Below are 21,462 nucleotides of genomic sequence, written 5' to 3' on the forward strand. Positions count from 1 at the left end.
TTCCGGGTTTCAGGCTTCGGGGGCGGTCCGCGGAACGGCCTACCGCAGGCCCAGCTCCTTGCGGATGACCGCGTACCACTCCTCCGTCATGCGCCGCGCGGTGGCCTCGTCGAAGACGTTCGCGTCGTACTTGAGGAAGACCTTGAACCCCTCGCCGTCCCGGTAGGACTCGGCGGCGAGGACGTACTCCCCGGCGTAGGGCAGGTCGTCGAACAGCCGCAGGTCCAACTCGCCGGACGCGGCCGGGGCCGCGTTGGTCAGCAGGTCGGCGCCGTCGAAGTTCTGGAAGAGGAAGTTGGTCAGCACCAGCGGTTCGTCGTCCGCGCCCACGGCCCGGGCGATCTCCAGCAGCGGGTAGCCGCCGTGCTCGATGCCGCCGACCACCTTGCGCTGCAGGGACTTCAGCAGCTCGGGGAAGCCGCCGACGGCCGTGCAGCGGATCGGCAGGCAGTTCGCGAACTGGCCGACGACGTCCTGGAACCGCTCCTCGTAGCGGGCGACCGCCGTCATGCCGAGGACCAGGTCGTCCTGCCCGGTCAGCCGGTGCAGGAACCGCACGTACGTCGCGAACAGCACGGTGGCGACGCTGACCCGGTGCTCGCGCGCCGCGTCGGCCAGGGCGGCGGCCAGCGGCGGCGGCAGCTTGACCGTCGCCACGTCCACCCGGGGCATCCGCTTGGGGTCGTACGGCCGGTCGTAGGGCAGCGCGAGCGCCGGTCGATGACCGGCCAGCTCCCGCAGCCAGTAGTCCCGGTGCTGCCGTGCCCGCGGGCCGGCGAGCAGCGCCTCCTCCCAGGCGACGAAGTCGCCGTAGCTCGTGCGGCTCAGGCTCCCCCGGCCCTGGTAGGCCTCCTTGAGCGTGCGGATCAGGACCGCCGTGGACGTGCCGTCCAGCAGGATGTGGTGCGCGGTGATCAGCAGCAGGCGCCGCCCCCCGGCGAGGGAGACCAGGTGCGCGCGGACCAGCGGGCCCGTCGCCAGGTCGAACGGGAGGTTCACCAAGTCCCGCAGCCCGGCCAGTTGGGCGGCGCGCTTGGTGGCCGTGAGGTCGACCCGCTCGAAGGACGGCGCCCGGCCCGGGTCGATGTCCATGAACGGCACGCCGTCCCGCTCGCCGAAGACGGCGCTCAGCACCGGGTGGATGCCGCTCTGGGCACGGATCGCCCGCTCCAGGGCGGCTTCGTCCAGCTCGCCGTGGATCTCGAAGAGGAGCGGGAGGTTGTAGGCGGTCGACTCCGGCGAGCCCTGCTGGTCGCGGTACATGGTCAGCTGGCCGCACGAGAGGTTCCACCGCTCGCCCGCCGGGCCGGCCTGGGCATCCGCCGTGGCCGTCGCGGCGGCCCCGGCACCGGCGAAGTGGTCGCACAGGCCGTCGACGGTCTCGACGTCGAAGAGCAGGGTGGCCGAGACGTCGTCGCCGAACTCCTCGCGCAGGGCGTTGGTGAGCTGGAGGACCAGGATCGAGTCCAGGCCGTACTGGGTGAGCGGGGCCGCGGTGTCGATCCGCTCGGCCGGGATGCCGAGCACGGCCGCGGCCTTGTCGAGGATGAGCGCCGGCAGGTCGGAGCGCGACGCCGGTGCGGCGGCGGGAGCGGGCGCGGGCGTGGGAGCGGGCGCGGGCGCGGGGCTCGCGGCCGCCGGGGCGGGCACGGGCTCCGGCCGGGGCGTCGGCACCACGGCAGGTGCCGCATCAGGTACCACGGCAGACACGGCAACAGGCGCCGCGACAGTTGCCGCGGCAGGCGCCGCAGCCGGCACCGGCCGGGTGACGCCCTTCGGCCTGGTCCCGACCGCCTGCCGGGCCACCCCGTCGCTCTCCGCCGCGATGATCTGCTGCCCCAGCGGCAGCGCCTGCGGCAGCGGGAACACGACCGTCCCGAAGCCCTCCCCCGCCAGCACGTCCCGCCAGTTCTCCGGCGACAGCGCCGGCGAGCCCGGGATCCGCAGCGAGCGGTCGTCGAACAGCCACCAGCCTTCCAGCAGCCCGAAGGTGACGTGGCTGAACAGGTCGAAGGCCGACAGCTCGTTCAGCAGCAGCCACCCGCCGGCCCGCATCGCGGCCTTGGCGTTGCGCAGGGTGTTGCGGGTGTCCTTGGTCGCGTGCAGCACGTTGGCGGCGATCACCAGGTCGAACCCGCCCTCGCCGACGTCCTGCCCGGCCAGCGGCCGTTCGATGTTGAGCAGTCGGCAGTCCAGGTAGGGCACGCCCGGCCCGTAGGTGGCGCGGGCGTGGTTGAGGAAGGCCTTGGAGAGGTCCGTGTAGACGTACGTCTCGATGCTCTCCTGGTACGGCTTGAGCGCGGCGAACATCCCGGCGCTGGTGCCGCCGGTGCCGGCGCCGATCTCCAGGATCCGCAGCCGCGCGCCCGGTTCACGGCGCAGCCGCTCCGACACGACGGCGACGGCGGCGCCGGACATGGCGCGGTTGAACACGTCCGCGACGTGGTTGTTGCGGTAGCAGCCCTCCACCAGTTCCACCGAACCGCGCGGGAACATGACGTCGGTGGGCCTGGTCCGGCCGGTCACGATGTCCGGGAGCGCCCGGAGCATCGCGGAGGCCAGCCGCAGTTCGGCCTTGCGGTCGGCGTCGGCCGACCAGGACTCGCACTGCCGGTCCCACTGCGCGAGCACGGTCTCCGCGAGCACGCCCTCCGCCGGCCCGGCCTGGACGGTGGCCCGCCGGGCGTGCTCCAGCCAGTCGGCGTACACCGGCAGGATCGCGGTGTGGTCGACGGTCGCCAGCTGGGCCGCCAGGACCTTCGCCAGCCACGGGTCCCGCTCGGTGCGGCGCCACCGCACGACCTCGTCCATCAGGCCGTCCACGCTCTCCGGCGCGAGCAGCAGCTCGCCGCGCACCCGGGAGGGCGTCCGGCCGTGCACGGTGACCTGGGTGGCGCGGTCGAAGTTCGCCAGGGTGTTGTGCTGGTTGGTCTTCACGAAGGCCAGCTGCCGCTGGTCCCCGCCGAGCAGGGCGTCCAGGGCGGCGAGCCCCTCGCGCGGCTCGATCGACACCAGGCCGACCCGGCTCAGCCGCTCCCGGTAGAACTCGGAGGTGACGCTCCCGAGGTTGCCCCACCAGCCCCAGTTCATGACCCTGACGGGGGTGTCCCAGTGCTGTCCGAGCGCGTGCGCGTAGGCGTCGCTGAAGGTGCAGCCGGCCGCGTAGTTGCCCTGGCCGGCCGCCGTCGTGAAGGACTGCATCGACGACAGCAGCACGGCGAAGTCCAGGTGCTCGCCGTCGAGGACCTCGGCCATCGCCGTCGTGACGTCGACCTTGGCCGCCAGCCCCGCGCGCAGGGTGGCCTCGTCCATCCGGGCGAAGGTGCTGTCCCGCAGGACGAGCGCGGCCTGCACGACCCCGTCGATCCGCGGGTGGCGCTCCTTGACCTCGTCGACGGCCCGGCGCAGCGCGGCCGGGTTCCCGGCGTCGGCGCTGAGGTAGCGGACGGTGCCGCGCCCCTGGACGGAGCGGAGCCGTTCCTCGATGGCCGCGTCGGGTGCGCTGCGGCCGATCCAGGTGACGTGCGCGCCGTACTGCCGCACCACGTGCTGGGTCCAGGCGGTGCCCAGGCCGCCGGCGCCGCCGATCACCACGTAGACGCCGCCCTCGCGGTAGACCGGTTTCGCGGGCGCCTCGCACGGCGCCCAGTGCCGGGCCAGCCACTGGCCGGCCCGTCGGACCCAGGCGTCCTCGGAGGAGCGGGCGGGCAGGGCGGTGAGGTCGGCGGGCCAGTCGGGGCCGTCGAGGTCGACGCGCCGGACGGTCCACTGCTCGTACTCGCGCCCCAGGGAGCCGAACAGGCCGTGCAGCCCGGCGTGCGCCGGCTGGACGGGGTCGTCGGCGTGGGTGGCGAGCGCGCGGGTGGTGACCAGCGTGATCCCCAGCGGCCGGGCGTCGTACCCGGCTCCGATCAGTGCCTTGATCAGGCGGAACGCGGCGACGACGCCGTCGTTCTGGGCGGCCGTGTACCCGGCGGCGTCGACGGGGTCGAGCTTGGGCTCGGGCGCCGTCCAGACCAGGTGGTCGACCGGTCCGAGGTCGCGCAGTGCGGCGGTCACCTCCTCGACGGAGGCGGACGGCGGCAGCGGCCAGGTCAGGGCGCCGTCGAGCGGTGCCGGTCCGCCGACGACCAGGACCCGGTCGGTGCGGGCGGGCACGGGCGCGTCGTTCGCGGTGATCGAGTCCCAGACGGGCGCGTACAGCGCGGGCTCGCTCCGGACGGTGCGGCGCGAGGTGTAGCCGGTCAGCCGCACGCAGACCGCGCCGTCGGCGTCGACCAGGTCGATGTCGAGCTTGTCGAGCGGCCCGGCCGCGCCGCCGCGCACCACGGCCCACATCGCCGCCCGGCACGGGGCGAACAGGTCGAGCCGGTCCAGGGCGAACGGCACGGCGGTGTCCCGCATGCCGGTGAGGTGGGGTGCGACGGCCGCCTGGATCGCCGAGTCCAGCATCGCGGGCGCCAGCGGTCCGGTCTCGGCCGAGTCGGGCAGGGCGAGTTCGGCGAGGACGAGGCCGGAGCCGACGTGCGCCTGCCGGATCGCCCGCAGGCTCGGGCCGTGGTCGATGCCCATCGCCACCAGGGCCTCGTGGATCCGCTCGCCGGACACGGTCTCCCGGCAGTCCGCGCGCAGCGCGGCGAGGTCGACCGGTGCCGGGCGCGGGGCGTCGGACGGTGCGATGGCGCCCTCGCAGCACACGGTGGAGCCGGTGCCGATCTCGAACCGGTGCCCGCCCTGCTCGCTCGCGCGGACGTCGACCCGGACGTCGACCGGGGTGTCCGCGACCTCCAGCGGCTGCACCCACGTGACGTTGCGCATCCGCACCCGGGTGGCGCCCAGCGCCTTGCGAGCGAGTTCGAGGTAGGCGACCGCGGGCAGGAGGTGACGGCCCTGCACCACGTGGTCGCGCAGCAGGGCGTCCGTGCGGGTCAGCGTGACGTTGTCGCCGTTGCCGTTGCCGCTGGCACTGGCACTGGCACTGGCACTGGCGCCACTGTCACTGCTGCCGTTGCCGTCGCCGGTCGGGGCCCAGTGGCGGTCGCGGGCGAACGGGTAGGTCGGCAGCGGTATGCGTCGGCCCTCGGCCGGCGCCCGGTCGTCGTCGGGCAGCCGGGCCGGGACGGCGCCGTCCAGCACCCGGATCAGCTCGTCGCGGTCGCGGACCACGCAGACGAAGCGGTGGGCGAAGCGCTCCCGGCCGACGGCCAGGGTGTAGGCGAGGTCGCCGAGGTCGATCGACGCGTGGGCGCGGAGGTGGAGCGCCAACCGGCGCCGCTGTTCGAGGAGTTGCTCCTCCGTCCGCGCCGAGAGGACCACCACGTGGTCCGTCCGCGGCGCGGCGGCGGTGCGCACGGCGGCGTCGGCGACGGCCGGGGCCTCCTCGATCACCAGGTGCGCATTGGTGCCGCTGGCGCCGAAGGAGCTCACCACCCCGCAGCGCGGCACCCCGGCGGGGCTCTCCCAGTCGTGGGTGCGGGTGCTCAGGTAGAACGGGCTTCCCGCCAGCGGGATCGCCTCGTTGGCGGTCTCGAAGTGCAGCGAGGCAGGGATCTTCCGGTGCTTGATCGCCAGCAGCACCTTCAGTACGCCCGCGATGCCCGCCGCGAACTGGGTGTGGCCGATGTTGGTCTTCAGCGAGCCGACCGCGCAGTACTCCGTCCGGTCGGTGCGGGCGCGGAACGCCCGGTTCAGCGCCTGGAACTCGATCGGGTCGCCGAGCTTGGTGCCGGTGCCGTGCGCCTCGACGAGTCCGATCCGCTCCACGTCGACGCCGAACCGCTCGTACACCTCGCCGAGCAGGCTCTCCTGGGACACCGAACTCGGCGCGGTGATCCCGTTGGTGGCGCCGTCCTGGTTGACGCCGCTGGCCTTGATCACACCGTGGATGTGGTCGCCGTCGGCCAGCGCGTCCGCGAGCCGCTTGAGGACCACGACCCCGACGCCCTCGCCGGGCACGAACCCGTCGGCGCGGTGGTCGAAGGTGTGGCAGCGGCCGGTCGGCGACAGCATCCCGGCGCGGCCCGCGAGCCGGTACAGCCGCGGCGTGGACTGGAGGAAAACCCCGCCCGCCAGCGCCATCGAGGTCTCGCCGGACCACAGGTCCTTGCACGCCAGGTCGATCGCCACCAGCGAGCTGGAGCACGACGTGTCGACGGCGATCGCCTGGCCCTTGAGGTCGAGGAAGTACGACACCCGGCTCGGGATGACCGAGGTCATGTTGCCCCACAGGGTCTGCGCCGGCGCCTCCGGATCCAGCAGCCCCTGGTAGTCGCCGGCCCACGCCCCGACGTAGACGCCGCAGCGCGCCCGGCCCATCCGGCCCGCGTAGCCGGCGTCCTCCAGGGCCTTCCAGGACTCTTCGAGCAGCAGCCGCTGCTGCGGGTCCATCACCGCGGCCTCGGTGCCGGAGATGTTGAAGAACATCGCGTCGAACTCGTCGATGCGGTCGAGGAAGCCGCCCCGGGTGCAGGCGCTCAGGCCGTCGAGGTCGAACCGGGTCGTCCCGGTGACCAGGTCGTCGCCGTCGGCCAGGTGCGTCCAGAGTTCGTCCAGCGAGTCGGCGCCGGCGAAGCGGCCGCTCATGCCGATCACCGCGATCGGCCCGCGCTCCGCGCTCCCGGTGCCGCTGTGCGGCTGCCCGGCCGCCACGGGCCGTACGGGCTGCGCGACCGGTGGCGGGGCGCTCTCCCGTGCGTCGGCCGGCTCCGGCGCGCCCTCCGTGTGGACGATGACGTCCCGGTACTCGGCGAGCAGGTGCTCGGCCAGCCGGTCGGCCGTGCTGAAGTCGAAGACCACGCTCGTCGGCAGGTCCAGCGTCAGCGCGCCGTTGAGCTGGTCCACCACGCGGATCGCCAGGATCGAGTCCAGGCCGTAGTCGGCGAACGCCAGCCCGCCCTCGACCTCCTCGACCTCCATGGCCAGCGCGCGGGCGATCTTCTCCCGCACCACGGCGGGCACGATCTCGTCCAATCCCCTGTGCGTGACGGCGGGTTGGACGACCGGTGCCGCGATCGGCGCCACGGCCGGCATCGCGACCGGCGCGGGCGTCGGCACGGGCTCGGGTGCGGCCGCGAGTGCGGGTGCCGGCGCCTGCCGGGTCAGGTCGCCGATCCAGAACCGCTCCTTGGCGAACGGGTACGTCGGCAGCGACACCACCCGGCGCGGCGCGCCCTGGTGCAGGCGCTCCCAGTCCACCTCGGTACCGGCCGCCCACAGCGCCGCGAGCTTGGACAGCTTGCCGGCCGCGATCCACTGCCGGACCAGCAGTTCCTGGAGGTCGTCGTCACCGGCGATCTCGGCGAGCAGTCCGCCGGACGCCCCGGCGGTGCCCCGGTGCCCCTGGCCGGCCCGCAGGGCGGCCCTCAGCTCCGCCGTCGACGAGACGGCGACCGCGTACCGCTCGGCCATCGCCTCCCGCCCGACCTGGAGCGTGAAGGCCAGGTCGGCGAGGGCGGTGTCCGGGTTGCGGTCGAGGAACCCGGCCAGCCGGTCGACGGACGCGGTGAGCTGGTCGGGAGTCCTCGCGGAGAGGACGACGACGTGTTCGGCCTGCTCGGCCTGTTGGGGTTGTCGGGCTTGTTCGGCGCCGTTGATCGCGCCGTCGGTGGGCTGCACGGAATACTCCTCGACGATCACGTGCGCGTTCGAGCCCCCGGCACCGAAGGACGACACCGCCGCGATCCGCGGGCCGTCGGAGTGCCACGGGCTCAGTTCGCGCTGGACCCGGAACGGGGTCCGTTCGAAGCTGATGTTCGGGTTGAGCTGTTCGGCGTGCAGACTCGGGACGAGTTGCCGGTGCTTGAGCTGGAGCAGGACCTTCGTCAGGCCGGCCACCCCGGCCGCGGCCTCCAGGTGGCCGATGCCGGACTTCACCGAGCCGATCGCGCAGAACTGCCGCTCCGCGGTGTCCTGTTCGAAGGCCTTGGTCAGGCCCGTGATCTCGATCGGGTCGCCCAGCTCGGTGCCGGTGCCGTGCGCCTCGACGTAGCCGACCTGCCGGGCGGAGATCCCGGCCTGGTCCAGCGCCCGCCGGACGACGTCGGCCTGGGCGACCGGGCTCGGCACGGTGTAACCGGTGGAACGGCCGCCGTGGTTGACGCCCGAGCCCCGGATCACCGCGAGCACGCGGTCCCCGTCGGCCACCGCGCGGGACAGCGGCTTGAGCAGCACGCACCCGACGCCCTCGCCGGGCACGAACCCGTGGCCGCCGGTGCCGAAGCTGCGGCAGTGCTCGTCGGGCGAGAGCATCCCGGAGCGGCACAGCTCGACGTAGTCCAGCGGGTGCGCGTAGAGGTTCACGCCACCGGCGATCGCCACCTCGCAGGCGCCGCGCCGGAGTTGCTCGCAGGCCTCGTGGATCGCGGTCAGCGACGCCGAGCACATGGTGTCGATCGTCAGGCTCGGCCCGCGCAGGTCGAGCAGGTAGGAGGCGCGGGCGCTCAGCGAGGCGAACGACAGGCCGGGCACGACGAGTTCGCCCGAGGGCAGCCGGCCCACCTCGTGCCGGGCGTGGCCGACCTTGGTGACGCCCGCGAACACCCCGACCCCGTGGGCGTGGCGCTCGGCGAGGCGCGCCCTCGTGTACCCGGCGTCCTCCAGCACCTCCCACGCCGCCTGCACGAACAGCCGCTCCTGCGGGTCCATGGCGTAGGCGTCGCGCGGGGCGATGCCGAAGAACCGGGGGTCGAACGCGGCGAAGTCGTCCAGGAAGCCGCCCCACTTGCTGTAGCTGCGGCCGGTGGCCACCGCCGTGTTGCGGTCCGGCTCGAAGAAGCCGTCCAGCGGCCAGCGGTCCACCTCGCGGACGCAGTCGCGGCCCGCCGTCAGGTTCTCCCAGAACTCGTCCAGGTCGGCTGCGCCCGGGTAGCGGCCGCTCAGCCCGATCACCGCGATCGGGTAGTCGGCGCCGGGCGCCGGCTGGTCGGGGACGGCGGCCGGCTGCGCGACGGTGGCCCGCTGTTCGGCTGCCGCCGCCGGCCGGTCGCCCGCCACCGGCCGGTCGCCCGTGACCGGCCGCTGGTGCGCCGGTTCCCGCCGGAGGCCGGCGAGTTGACCGGCCACGGCCCGCAGGGTCGGGTGCTCGTAGAAGATCGTCGAGGAGACCTCGGGGTAGGTCCGCACCAGCTCCCGGTTGAGCTGGATGACCATCACCGAGTCCAGGCCGATGTCGACCAGCGAACGGTCGGGGTCGACCGCGCCCGGGGCGAGCCCGCTGACCTCGGCGAACAGCGCGAGGAGGTGGGCGAGGACGTTCGGGTCGGCGCCACGGACGGGAGCCGTCGGCACGGGAGTTGTCAGCGCGGGAGTTGTCGGCACGGGAGCCGGTGCGGCGGCCGGGGCCGGCGTTCCGGTCGGCACCCGCGTCGGGTCGCCGTGGTGCACCCACACCTGGTCCGCCCCTGTGTTCCAGGCGTCGACCAGCGCCGTGAGCCCGGCTTCCGTGGGCATCGGCGCCAGCCCCCGGTCCTCCCACAGGTAGGCCCGGGTCCGCTCGCCGACCTGCATGCCGCCGTCCTCCCACAGCGGCCAGGCGATGGACAGGGTGCGCCCGCGGCGCAGCCCCTCGGCGACCCGCGCGTTGCGCGTGGTGGCGAACTCGTCGAGGAAGGCGTTGGCGGTCGCGTAGTCGGACTGCCCCGGATTGCCGGTGATCGCGGCGCCCGAGGAGAAGGTCAGCACGAACTCCAGCGGGCAGTGCCCGGTGGCCCGGTCGAGGTGCACGAGAGCGTCCGCCTTGGTCGCGAGGACCTCGTCCCACTGCTCGGCGGTCTTGTCCGCGAGCAGCGCGTCCCGCACCACGCCGGCGGCGTGCACGATGCCGGTGACGGCGCCCGCCTCGGCGACCAGGTGCCGCACCTCCTCCCAGCGGGAGACGTCGGCGCGCACGTACCTCGCGTCCGCGCCGGCCTGCCGCAACTCGGCGAGCAGGCGGTCGATCCGGCCGTCCTGCGGCGAGCGGCCGGCCAGCACGACGGTCGGCCGCCGGACGTCGGCGGCGATGCGCCGGGCCGTCGAGGCGCCGATCCCGCCGGCCCCGCCGGTGATCAGGTAGACGCCGCCGTCCCGCCAGGGCTTGCCGGAGGCCGTACCCGCACCCGTACCCGGGAGTTCGGCCGGGGCCCAGCTGCGGGTGTGCCGGACGCCGTCGCGGTAGAGCACCAGGTCGTCGGCGGCGCGGGCGTTCTCCGCGACGACGGCGGCCAGGTCGGTGCCGTGGACGCCTTCGATGCCGATGACCTGGCCGACGATCCGCGGGTTCTCCTTGGTGGCGGTCCGCAGCAGGCCCGCGAGCGCGAGGTCCGCCGTGACGACCTGGACGAGCGTGCTGCCGTCCCGGGCGTCGAGGCCGCGGACGGTCTCCAGCAGTTGCCACGACAGGTCGCGGAACCGGCTCTCCGGCCGCTGCTTGGCCGAGTCGAGGCGGATCGCCTCGGGCACCTCACCGTCGACCCCGCACAGCACGACGACGCGCCGGTCGTACCGGCCGGTCGCGGCGGCGGGCGTCGGCGTCCAGCGGGCGGTCAGCAGGGTCGTGCCGACCTCCTGCCGGGTGCCGGGGGCCCAGAAGCGGTCCCGGGCGAACGGGTATCCGGGCAGGTGCGCGCGCCGGGGCGTGCCGTCGCCGAGCAGCGAACGCCAGTCGACGGCGCCCCCGCCGACCCACCGCCCGATCGGCTCCGGCTCGGCTCCGCGCTCGCCGGTGGTGACGAACGCCCGGAGCGCGTCCACGAGTTCGGCACGGGACGAGACGACCCAGCCGGCCCGTTCCGCCATCTCCTCGCGGCCCACCTGGAGGCTCCAGGCGACGGACTGCAGCGACACCTGCTCCGACTCCGGGGACTCCAGGTAGGCGAGCAGGCCCCGGGCCCGGTCGGTCAGCTGCCGGGCGGTGCGGGCCGACAGCGGCACCGCGACCGGCCCGCCGTCGCCCTCCCCGTCCCGGTCGCCGCGCACGTACTCCTCGACGACCACATGGGCGTTGACGCCGCCGAACCCGAAGCTGCTCACCCCGGCACGCCGCGGCGCGGGGCCGCCGGCACCGCTGCGGGGGCGCGGCCAGGCCTCGTTGTCCCGCACGATGTGGAACGGGCCGCCGGCCAGTTCGATGTACGGGTTGACCTCCTGGAGGTGCTGAGTCGCGGGCAGCACGCCGTGCTTGAGCGCGAGCAGCACCTTCAGCAGCCCGGCGATGCCCGCGGCCGACTCCAGGTGGCCGATGTTGGTCTTGACCGAGCCGAGGCCGCACGCCCCGTCGTCGCTGCGGCCCAGTCGGCGGAACGCGGTGCGCAGCGCCCGGACCTCCACCGGATCGCCGAGGGCGGTGCCGGTGCCGTGGGTCTCGATGTAGCCGATGGTGTCCGGGTCGAGGTCGCCGACGGCGGCCGTCACCAGTTCGGCCTGGGCGTCGGCGTTCGGCGCGGTCAGCGAGTTGGCCCGGCCGCCGTGGTTGTACGCGCTGCCCCGGATCACCCCGAGGATCGCGTCACCGTCGCGCTCCGCCGCCGCCAGCGACTTGAGCACCACCACCCCGACGCCCTCGCCCCGGACGTAGCCGTTCGCGCCCGCGTCGAAGGTCTTGCAGAGGCCGTCCGGGCTGAGCATGCCCGCGCGGTGCGCGCTGACGAAGGTGTCCGTGCTGAGCAGCACGTTGACCCCGCCCGCGACGGCCAGGTCGCAGGTGCCGGAGCGGATCGCCTCGATCGCGCGGTGCACCGCCACCAGCGAGCTGGAGCAGGCCGTGTCGATCGGTTCGCTCGGGCCGCGCACGTCGAGCAGGTACGAGATGCGGTTGGCCAGGATCGAGTGCGTGGTGCCGGTCGAGGTGAAGGCGTCCGGTCGCACGCCGAGCGTGGCGAGCAGCGTCGCGTAGTCGTTGCCGGTGACGCCGATGAACACGCCCGTGTTGGTCGGCAGGTCGGCGGGCCGGTACGCGCTGTCCTCCAGCGCCTGCCAGACCGTCTCCAGGACGAGGCGGTGCTGCGGGTCCATCAGTTCGGCTTCACGCGGCAGGATGCGGAAGAAGCCGGCGTCGAAGGCGTCGACGTCGTCCAGGGCTCCGATCCGCTGGGGGAAGTCCTGGGCCTCGATGGCCTTGCGCTGCTCCTCGTCGTAGCGGTGCAGCGGGAACGCGGTGACGGAGTCCTTGCCCGCCAGCAGGTTCGCCCAGTACTCGTCCAGGTCGCGGGCGCCCGGGAAGCGCCCGGCCGCGCCGATGACGGCGATCGGCCGGCGCGGGTCGGGCCCGGTGCGGACCGGCTCCGGCTGGGGCTGGGGCTGGGCTTGGGGCTCGGGCTGGGGTTCGACCCTGACCTCGGCCTCGGCCTCGACCTCGGCGCTGATCTTGGCCTCGGCCTTCGCCGTGGCACCGTGCTCGTCGACCAGGTGGGCGCCCAGCGCCTCCAGGGTGCTGACGTCGAAGAACACCGCCGGGCTGACCACGACCCCGAACCGCTCGTGGATCTCCTTCGCGAAGGTCACCAGCGAGATGGAGTCGAAGCCGAACGCGTCCAGTCCGGTACCCGGGTCTAGCTCCTCCGGCTCGAACTTGAGGATCTCGGCGGCGATGGAGCGCAGGACGTCCACGACACCCGACACCGCCGACACCACTGGTACTGCCGACACCACTGGCACCTCCTGCTCGGCCGGTACGACCGGCTCCCGCTCTCGCACCGGGCGGGCCTGCGGCGCCGGACGGTCGCCCGGCGCCACCCCTCCGGTACCGCGCCGCACCCCGGCCAGCTCCCCGACGACCTCGCCCGCGCCCCCGAGCAGCAGGATCCGGTCCTCACCGAGGACCACGTGCGTGACCGGCGAACCGGCCCGCACCCGGATCTCCGCGATCCGGTTGAGCGCGACCAGGGTCCAGTCCGGCGCCCCGGCGCGTTTGGCCTCCCACTGCACGCCCTGGGCGATCGCCGCGAGCACGAACGGCTCGACGGTGATGTTGCGCCGGACGTGGTCCTGCTGGAACGCGGGACGGCCGATGGTCAGCACCGTCCGGCCGTCCGGCGTGCGGAACACGCCCTCGACCGCGCACGAGGCCGGCTTGTAGTCCAGCCCGCCCTCGGCCAGTTCGGCGAGGAACTGCTCCCGGGTGAGGACCTCCCGCAGTCCGGTCGGCTCGACCCGGCCGGACGGCGCCGTGGCCGCCCCCCGCACGGTGAACTCGACCGCCGCCGTCCCGTCCCCGGTCCGGACGGTGCCGTGGCCGTCGGCGAACTCCGTGACGAGCCGCGTGGTCGTGGACCAGTCGACCGGCCGCAGGACGCGCAGGTCGTGGACCGACGCCTCGGCGGCGAACCCGCTGACCTTCGCGGCGGCCAGCGCGAGGTCCACCACGAAGGTGGGCACGATGGTCGGCGCCTTGGCCTGCCGGTAGCCGTAGTCGAGCAGGTCGGTGAGGTGGACGTCCAGGGCGTAGCGCAGGCCCCGGACGTCGGATTCGTTGCGCCCCAGGAAGGGGTGCAGCCGCTCGCGCAGCGCCAGCGGGGCCAGCACGGACGGTGCGCCGTCGGTCTGCTCGATCCAGCAGCGCACCTTCTCGAACGGGTAGGCGGGCAGCGACACCCGGCGTGCCGTCGGCAGTCGGTCCCAGTCGACGGTCTTGCCGCCGGCCCAGGTGACGGCGAGTTCGTGCGCGGGCAGCTCCCGCTGCCCGGCCAGGTAGCCGTCGACGGCCGCCAGCGCGGACCGCCGGTCCCCCGCCACGAACGCCCAGCGGTGCGGCAGTTCGTTCTTTCCGACCCGCAGGGTGTACGCGATGTCGGGGAGGTCGGCCTCCCGCACCCCGGCGAGGTGGTCGCGGAAGACGGCCAGGTAGCGCCCGAGCGCGGCCTCGTTCATCGCCGAGAACACGAACAGCTGCTCGCCGAAGGGCTCTTGGCGCGCCGGCCGTTCCGGGTACTCCTCAAGGATGATGTGCGAGTTCATGCCGCCGGCGCCGATCGAGGTGATGCCGGCCCGCCGGGGGTGGGTGACCTGGCGGCCGTCCACCTCGGTGACCATCGGCTGCCAGTCGGCGAGCTTCTGCTGCACCTGGAAGGGCGTGTCGGCGAAGTCGATGTCCGGGTTGAGCTCCGTGCTGTGCAGGGACGGCGCCAGCTTGCGGTGTTGCAGTTGGAGCAGCACCTTGGCGAGGCCGATCATGCCGGCCGCCGCGAGCAGGTGCCCCATGTTGGCCTTGACGGAGCCGAGGGCGCAGAACTGGCGGTCCTCGGTGTACTTGCGGAACGCCGACGTCAGGGCGCGGACCTCGATCGGGTCGCCCAGTGCGGTGCCCGAGCCGTGGCCCTCGACGTAGCCGATCGTCCTCGGGTCGACGCCGGCGTCCTCGATCGCCTTCTGGATCGCGTGCGCCTGCATGCCCGGGTTCGGCACGGTGAAGCCGTTGCGCGTCCCGGCGTTGGACAGGGCGGTGCCCTTGATCACGGCGTACACGTGGTCGCCGTCGCGCTCGGCGTCGACCAGCGGCTTGAGCACGACCGCGCCGACGCCCTCGCCGAGGATGGTGCCGTCCACGCCGTGGCCGAAGCTGCGGATCACGTCGGAGGTGCCGGTGGTGAAGTGCTCCTCCGAGGAGGTGATCAGGTTGTACGGGTGCAGCATCAGGTTGACGCCGCCCGCGACGACCATCCGGCACTCGCCGGCCCGCAGCATCTGCACGGCCTGGTGCACGCACGTCGACGAGGCGGAGCACATGGTGTCCAGGAAGATCGACGGCCCGGTCAGGCCGTAGAAGTAGGACAGCATGTTGGGCAGCGTCCCGGTGTAGCTGCCGCTCTGCGGCGCGCCCCTGGTCAGGCTGTTCTGGAAGCCGTACAGGTTGTAGTGGTTGCTCATGGTGCCCACGAGCACGCCGACGTCGCCCTGGTAGCGGCGCTGGATGGTCTGCCGCGAGTAGCCGGCGTCCTCCAGGGCCTCCACGCCCGACTGGAGGAACAGCCGCACCTCCGGGGACATCTGCTCGGCCTCGCGCTTGGAGATGCGGAAGTAGCGGGGGTCGAACTTGTCGAGGTCGCGCAGGAAGGTCCCGGTCCGGATCACGCTCTTGCCGCGGACGGAGCGGTCGCTGTCGTGGATGGCCTCGTGGCCCCAGCGCTCTGCGGGCACTTCCTCGAAGGTGTGCCGGCCGTTCTCCAGCAGCTCCCACAGCTCGTCCATCGTGTCGGCGCCGGGGTAGCGGCCGGACACTCCGATGATCGCGATGTCGTGCCGGTCGTCGCGCGCGGGCTCGCGGACCTCGGTGACGGCGGCCGGGGCCTCGAACCGCGTGGCCGGGGCCTCGGGTCGGAGCGCCGGGGCCTCGGGCTGGACGACCGGGGCTTCCGATGGCTCCAAGGCTTTTGGGGCTTCCGGGGTTTCGGCCTGCTCGGTCTCCCCCAGCACCGCCTCCAGTTGCGCCCGCCGGGTCTCCACGAAGTGCGCGGCCACCTCGGCGATGTTCAGGTACTCGAAGAAGATCGTCTTGGACAGCGGCCCGAACACCTTCTCCAGCTGGGCGGTCACCCCGAGGATGCTCAGCGAGTCGATGCCGTACTCGATGAGGTTGGTGGTCGACTCGATGTGCTCCGGGTCGTGCCGCAGGACCTCGGCGACGACTCCCCTGAGCAGTTCCTCGGTGCGCCGCAGCAGGTCGCCCTCGTCCGCGCCGCCTGACGGCGCAGCGGTGGCGGACGAGGCGGCGGACGAGGCGGCGGCCGGGGCCGCGGGGGCCGGGGCCGCCCGGCGTTGCGCGGCCAGGGTGGCCTTGGCGCCGTAGGCGACGACGAGGTGCGCGGGGGCGTCGGCGAGCAGGGCCCGGCCGAAGGCGCGCAGCCCGTCCTCGGTGGGCAGGTCCTCCCAGCCGCGCTCGCGGCGCAGGGAGTCGCGGGTGACCTCGTCCAGCGTCATGCCGCCGTCGGCCCACAGCGGCCAGCTGATCGCGACCGTCCGGCCGCTGCGCTCGCCCGCGTCGACCAGCGTCCGGCGGTGCCGGGCGAAGGCGTCCAGGAAGGCGTTGGCCGCCGAGTAGTCGGACTGCCCCGGGCTGCCGTAGACGCCGGCGACCGAGGAGAAGAGCGCGAAGAACTCCAGGTCGAGGTGGCGGGTGGCGGCGTCGAGGTTGAGCGTGCCGCGGACCTTCGGCGCCGTCACCAGGCGGACGTCGGCGAGGTCCTTGCGCAGCAGGTACTGGTCGCGCAGCAGGCCGGCCGCGTGCACGACGCCGTCGAGCGATCCGTGCTCGCGCACGATCGTGTCGACCGCGGCGCGCACGCCCGCGGCGTCGGCGACGTCGACCGGCAGGTAGTGCGCGTCGACCCCTTCGGCGCGCAGGGCGTCCACCGAGCCCGCCGGGGAGCGTCCGCTCAGGACGACCGTCGCCCCCGCGCGGCCCAGGTAGCGGGCGAGGTGGCGGCCGATGCCGCCGAGGCCGCCGGTGACCCAGTAGACGCCGCCGGCCCGCAGCGCGGGCGCCTGCGGTCCGGCGTCCAGTCGCGTCTCGACGGGCTCCAGCACCTGCCGGGTGCCGTCGGCGGTGTAGCGGACCTCGGTGTCGGCGGAGTCGTCGGCGCACTCCTCCCGCACGATCCGCGCGAGCTGCTCGGCGGAGGCCGCGTCCAGGCCGGCGACCCGGACGACCCGGCCCGAGACGAGCGGGTTCTCCAGGGCGACGGTGCGGAACAGGCCCGCCAGCGGTGCGTGGAAGTGGGCCGGCACCCGGGCGTCGACCAGGGCCACGAAGCGGTGCCCGGTCTTGGGAGAGGACGCGAGCACCTGCTGGACCTCGGCGAACACCTGCTCGGTCGCGGCGTCGACGCCGTCGGCCGGGCTCGCCCGGGTGATCTCCGGCAGGGTCAGGAGGTGCGCGGTGCGGGTGGCGCCGCCGTCCGCGTCCAGCGGCCGGTCGGTCCACCGGGTGGTCGCCGTGACGACGCGCGGGCCCGCGTCGGTGGTGCGCTGGGTGAGCCCCCGCAGGCTGGCGCTGATCACGCCGTCGCCGTCGCACAGGTCGATGTCGAAGGTGGTGAGCGACCCGGAGCCGGCGCTGCGCCGTACCCAGGCCCAGGTCTCGGCCGGGCAGGGCCGGTACACCTGGAGTTCGTCGAGGGTGAAGGGCAGGGTCGGGCCGGCGGCGGCGCCCGTCAGGACCACGGAGGTCTGGAAGGCCGCGTCCAGGACGCTCGGCGGCAGCACGCAGCCCTCGGCGCCGGTGCTCCGGATGCGGGCGATCGCCTCGTCGCGGCCCAGCCGGAGCCCGCGCAGCGCGCGCATGGCCGGGCCGTACTCCAGGCCCTGCGCGCGGAAGGCGGCGTAGACCTCGTCGGTGCCACGGGTGGTGCGGCAGGCGGCGCGCAGGGCGTCCAGGTCCAGCGGTGACGGGTCCGGCAGGGTGACCAGTTCGGCGGTGCCGGTGCTGTGGACCGTCTCGCCCTGGCGGAACTCGAACGCGATCGCGTCCCCGCGCGGCGTCAGCGCGAGGTCGACGTCGACCGGTTCGCCGACGACGACCGGCCGCAGCCACACGAGGTCGCGCAGCCGGACGGCGCCCTCCCGGGCCGCCGCGCGCTCCACCGCGGCCCGCGCCATCTCCAGGTACGCGACCGCGGGCAGCACCCGCCGGCCGCGGACCAGGTGCGAGGCCAGGAAGGGCTCGGCGCCGGTGAACGTGGAGGTGTAGCGCTGCTGCGCCAGGTCGGAGGTGTTGCGGTGGACGAGCGGGTGCAGCAGCGCGGCGCCCGGCGCCTCGGCGGGCGGTGTGACGTACCAGTGCCGGTCCCGGGCGAACGGGTAGGTCGGCAGCCGGACGCGACGCGCCCCGGGATGCCCGGGCCAGTCGGCGCCGCCCCCGTTCGCCCAGTCCTGCGCCGCCGCGACCAGTTCGGTCCCTGCTCCGGCGGGGTTGCGCACCTCGCCGTCCGCGACGGACTCCAGCGCGGCCGCGAGCTGCTCCCGGTCCGAGACCAGGAGCACGGTCCTGACCCGCATCGCTTCGCGGCCGACCTGGAGCGTGTGGGCGATGTCGGCCAGCGTCTGGCGCGGCCGCAGCGCGGTCTCCGGTGCCAGCAGGTGGTCCCGCAGGCCGCTCGCGAGCACCCGCAGCCGCTCCAGGTTCTTCGCCGACAGCGGGACGGCGTACGGCCCCGCGGGCTCGGCGGTGCGGTCGGCCGGCCCGCCGACGTGCTCCTCCAGCAGCACGTGGGCGTTGGTCCCGCCGAACCCGAACGAGCTGACGCCGGCCCGGCGCGGCGCCCCGTCGCGGTCCGGCCACGGCCGGGTGTCGCCGACGATGTAGAACGGGCTGCCGTCCAGGTCGATCAGCTGGTTCCTGGTCCGGAAGTTGACCGTCGCCGGGAGGGTCCCGGCGGCCATCGCGCCGATCACCTTGACCACGCCGGCCACGCCAGCGGCCGACTCCAGGTGGCCGATGTTGGTCTTGATGGAGCCGATGCCGGTGCTGTCCGGCCGCGGTGACGTCCCGTGAGCGTCGTGCAGGCTCTGGAAGGCGCGCTTGAGGCCGACGATCTCGATCGGGTCGCCGACCGGCGTGCCGGGCCCGTGGGCCTCGATGTAGCTCACCGTCTCGGGCGTCACACCGGCGCGGGTGTAGACGTCCTCGATCAGCGCGGCCTGGGCGGCCGGGTTGGTGACGGTCAGCGAGTTGGTCTTGCCGCCGTGGTTGGTGCCGACGCCCTTGATCACCGCGTGCACCGGGTCGCCGTCCGCCAGCGCCCTGGCCAGCGGCTTGAGCAGCAGGACGGCGCCGCCCTCGCCCCGGACGAAGCCGTCCGCGTCCTGGTCGAAGGCGTGCGAGCGGCCGGTGGGCGAGAGCATGCTCGCCTTGCTGAACGCCACGAACAGCTTCGGCGACCAGCACAGGTTCACGCCGCCGGCCAGCGCCAGGTCGCAGTCGCCGTTGTGCAGGGCGGAGACGGCCTCGTAGAGCGAGACCAGGGAGCTGGAGCAGGCGGTGTCGTTGGCGATGCTGGGGCCGTGGAAGTCGAAGTAGTAGGACAGCCGGTTGGCGACGATCGAGTAGGCCGTGCCGGTCGGGAAGTAGGCGTCGGTCGGCACGTCGTCGCGTTCGATCAGCTCGGCGTAGTCGCCGTGGCACAGGCCCATGAAGACGCCCGTGCGGCTGCCCGCGAGTTCGCCCGCCCGGTAGCCCGCGTCCTCGATGGCCTTCCAGGCCAGTTCCAGCGCGAACCGCTGCTGCGGGTCCATCGTCTCCGCCTCGCGCGGGGAGATGTTGAAGAAGGCGGCGTCGAAGCGGTCGGCGTCCTCGACGAACCCGGCCCAGACGCTGTACGTCTTCTCCTCGCCGCTGCGCGGATCGCCGAAGTAGCGTTCCTTGGACCAGCGTTCGGCGGGCACCTCGGTGATCAGCGAGCGCCCGGCCGCGAGGTGGTCGAACAGCTCGACCAGGGTGTCGGAGCCGGGGAACCGCAGGGCCAGCCCGATGATCGCGATGTCGTCGGTGTTCATCGGCTCTCCCCCACTCGCTGCACGGCACGACGGTTGTCCACGGTCGTCCGCAGGTTCAGCGCGGCGCTCGACGCTCCGGTCGGCGCCGTACCGCCGCCCCGCACGAACTGCTGGTGGAGCACGGCGGTCGTCAGCAGGTAGAGGAAGGTCTGGTCCTCCTTGGTGCTGACCTCCTCCACCGGCGAGGTCATGACCTTGTCGACCAGGCGCCGGGCGAACTTGGCGTCCAGGCAGCCGATCCCGGCCAACTCGCGGTCGGACAGCAGCAGTTCCAGGTAGTCCGGGCGGCTGTCCTTGAAGGCGGCACTGCCCGGCGCGCGGTAGGGCTGCTTGGGGCGGCTGGTGGTCCACTCCGGGAGCTCGGCGCGGAACGCCTTCTTCAGGATGGCCTTCTCGACCTGGCCGTCGTCGTAGCGCAGGTTCACCGAGGCGGCCGCGCGCACCACCGCCGGGTCGAGGAACGGGCAGCGGTTCTCCACGCTGTGCGCCAGCGCGGCCCGCTCCCCCTGGGTGGACAGCAGGAATCCGGGCAGCAGCGTCTTGTACTCCAGCCACTGCGCCTTGTGCATCGCGGGCATGTCCGGGTAGCCGGATGTCCCGGCGACGAGGTCCAGCAGGTCGGCGAACGGGTCGATCCGGTCGGCGAGCAGCCGGGCCGCGAACCTCCCGTTCTGGTACCGCATCTCGTGGGAGAACAGGCCCGGCAGCCGCTCCACCGAGAACTGCTGGTACAGGCCGAGCAGATGGGCCTGGTGGGCGGAGCCGAAGTGTTCCAGCTCCGGGTGCAGGCCGGCCAGCCGGGTGCGGCGCTCGCCGTCGGTCAGCTCGTTCCACCGCGCGCGCAGCAGGGTCTCGCGGAACAGCGAGTAGCCGAGGAAGGCCTCGTCGGCGCCCTCGCCGCTGAGGATGGTCTTGATCCCGGCGTCGCGGACGTGCCGGGACAGCAGGAACATCGGCACGAACGAGGTGCGGAAGGTCGGAACCTCCGCGTGGTACACGGCGGTCGGGAAGTGCTCGCTGATGTCCTCGCTGGTGATCGGGACGGCGGTGTGCAGGGTCCCCAGGTGCTCGGCGACCAGGCGCTGGCTGTCGGACTCGTCGAAGGACTTGTCCTGGAACGCCACCGAGAAGGTGCGGACGTCGTACGGGGAGAGCTGGGTGGCCAGCCTCGTCACGATCGAGGAGTCCAGGCCGCCGCTGAGGTAGACGCCGACCTCGACGTCGGAGCGCAGCCGCAGCTCCACGCTGGTGCGCAGGGTCTGCCGGAGCATGTCGATCGCCTCGTCCTCGGTGCCGTCGAAGCCGGGCACGTCGAAGTCGAGGTCCTCGTAGGGGCACAGCGAGCGGCGGCCCGCACTGATGGTCAGCACGGAGCCCATCGGCAGCTGGCGCACGCCCCGGAACGGCGTGCGGTCGGGCAGCGGCGTCCACGTGGCGTAGGTGGTGGCCAGCTCCCTCGGGTCGAACTCGAAGCGGAAGCCGGGGAAGGCGCGGAACGCCTTCATCTCGGACGCGAACAGGAAGTCCCCGCCCGCGTCGGCGTAGAACAGCGGGCGCTTGCCGTAGCGGTCGCGGGCCAGCACCAGGTCACCGGTCGCCGCGTCCCTGATGGCGACCGCGAAGGCGCCGTTGAACCGGGTGAAGCAGTCCGACCCCCACTGGATCCAGGCCTGGAGCACGACCTCGGTGTCGGAGTGGTCGGTGCGGAACGGGCGGCCGAGGCGCTCCAGTTCCGCGCGGAGTTCGATGTGGTTGTAGATCTCGCCGTTGAAGCAGATCCAGTAGCGCCCGGAGGGGTCGGACATGGGTTGCGAGCCACCGGCGAGGTCGACGATGGCCAGCCGCACCGCCCCCATGGCCATGCCGTCGTCGAGGTAGTAGCCCGCCTCGTCCGGCCCGCGGTGGTGGATGTTCGACAGCATCGAGGTGATGACCTCGGCGGTGGCACCGGGGTGCAGCGAGGTCGAGAGGAAACCAGCCAGCCCGCACATGATCCGTCCT

General features: G+C 73.6%; 2 protein-coding genes. Both read right to left on the reverse strand.

Annotated features, from left to right (window positions below):
• Positions 1–39: 39 nt before the first annotated feature.
• Positions 40–19,461 carry an SDR family NAD(P)-dependent oxidoreductase gene (locus OG556_RS01815; RefSeq protein WP_371515508.1) on the reverse strand — a complete coding sequence of 6,474 codons (19,422 nt, stop codon included), beginning with the start codon at positions 19,459–19,461 and terminating at the stop codon, positions 40–42.
• The gene (asnB, locus tag OG556_RS01820; RefSeq protein WP_371515509.1) at positions 19,458–21,452 is read right to left on the reverse strand and encodes an asparagine synthase (glutamine-hydrolyzing); all 1,995 of its coding nucleotides are present in this window, start codon (positions 21,450–21,452) and stop codon (positions 19,458–19,460) included. The genes OG556_RS01815 and asnB overlap by 4 nt, the downstream gene beginning before the upstream one ends.
• Between the last annotated feature and the right edge of the window lie 10 nt (positions 21,453–21,462).

Origin of the sequence: Kitasatospora sp. NBC_01300 (assembly GCF_041435235.1) — a bacterium.
GTDB lineage: Bacteria > Actinomycetota > Actinomycetes > Streptomycetales > Streptomycetaceae > Kitasatospora.

Excerpts from the sequence above, each read along its gene's own strand:
- asnB (WP_371515509.1), bottom strand. The coding sequence starts at position 21,452 with ATGTGCGGGCTGGCTGGTTTCCTCTCGACCTCGCTGCACCCCGGTGCC.
- OG556_RS01815 (WP_371515508.1), bottom strand. The coding sequence starts at position 19,461 with ATGAACACCGACGACATCGCGATCATCGGGCTGGCCCTGCGGTTCCCC.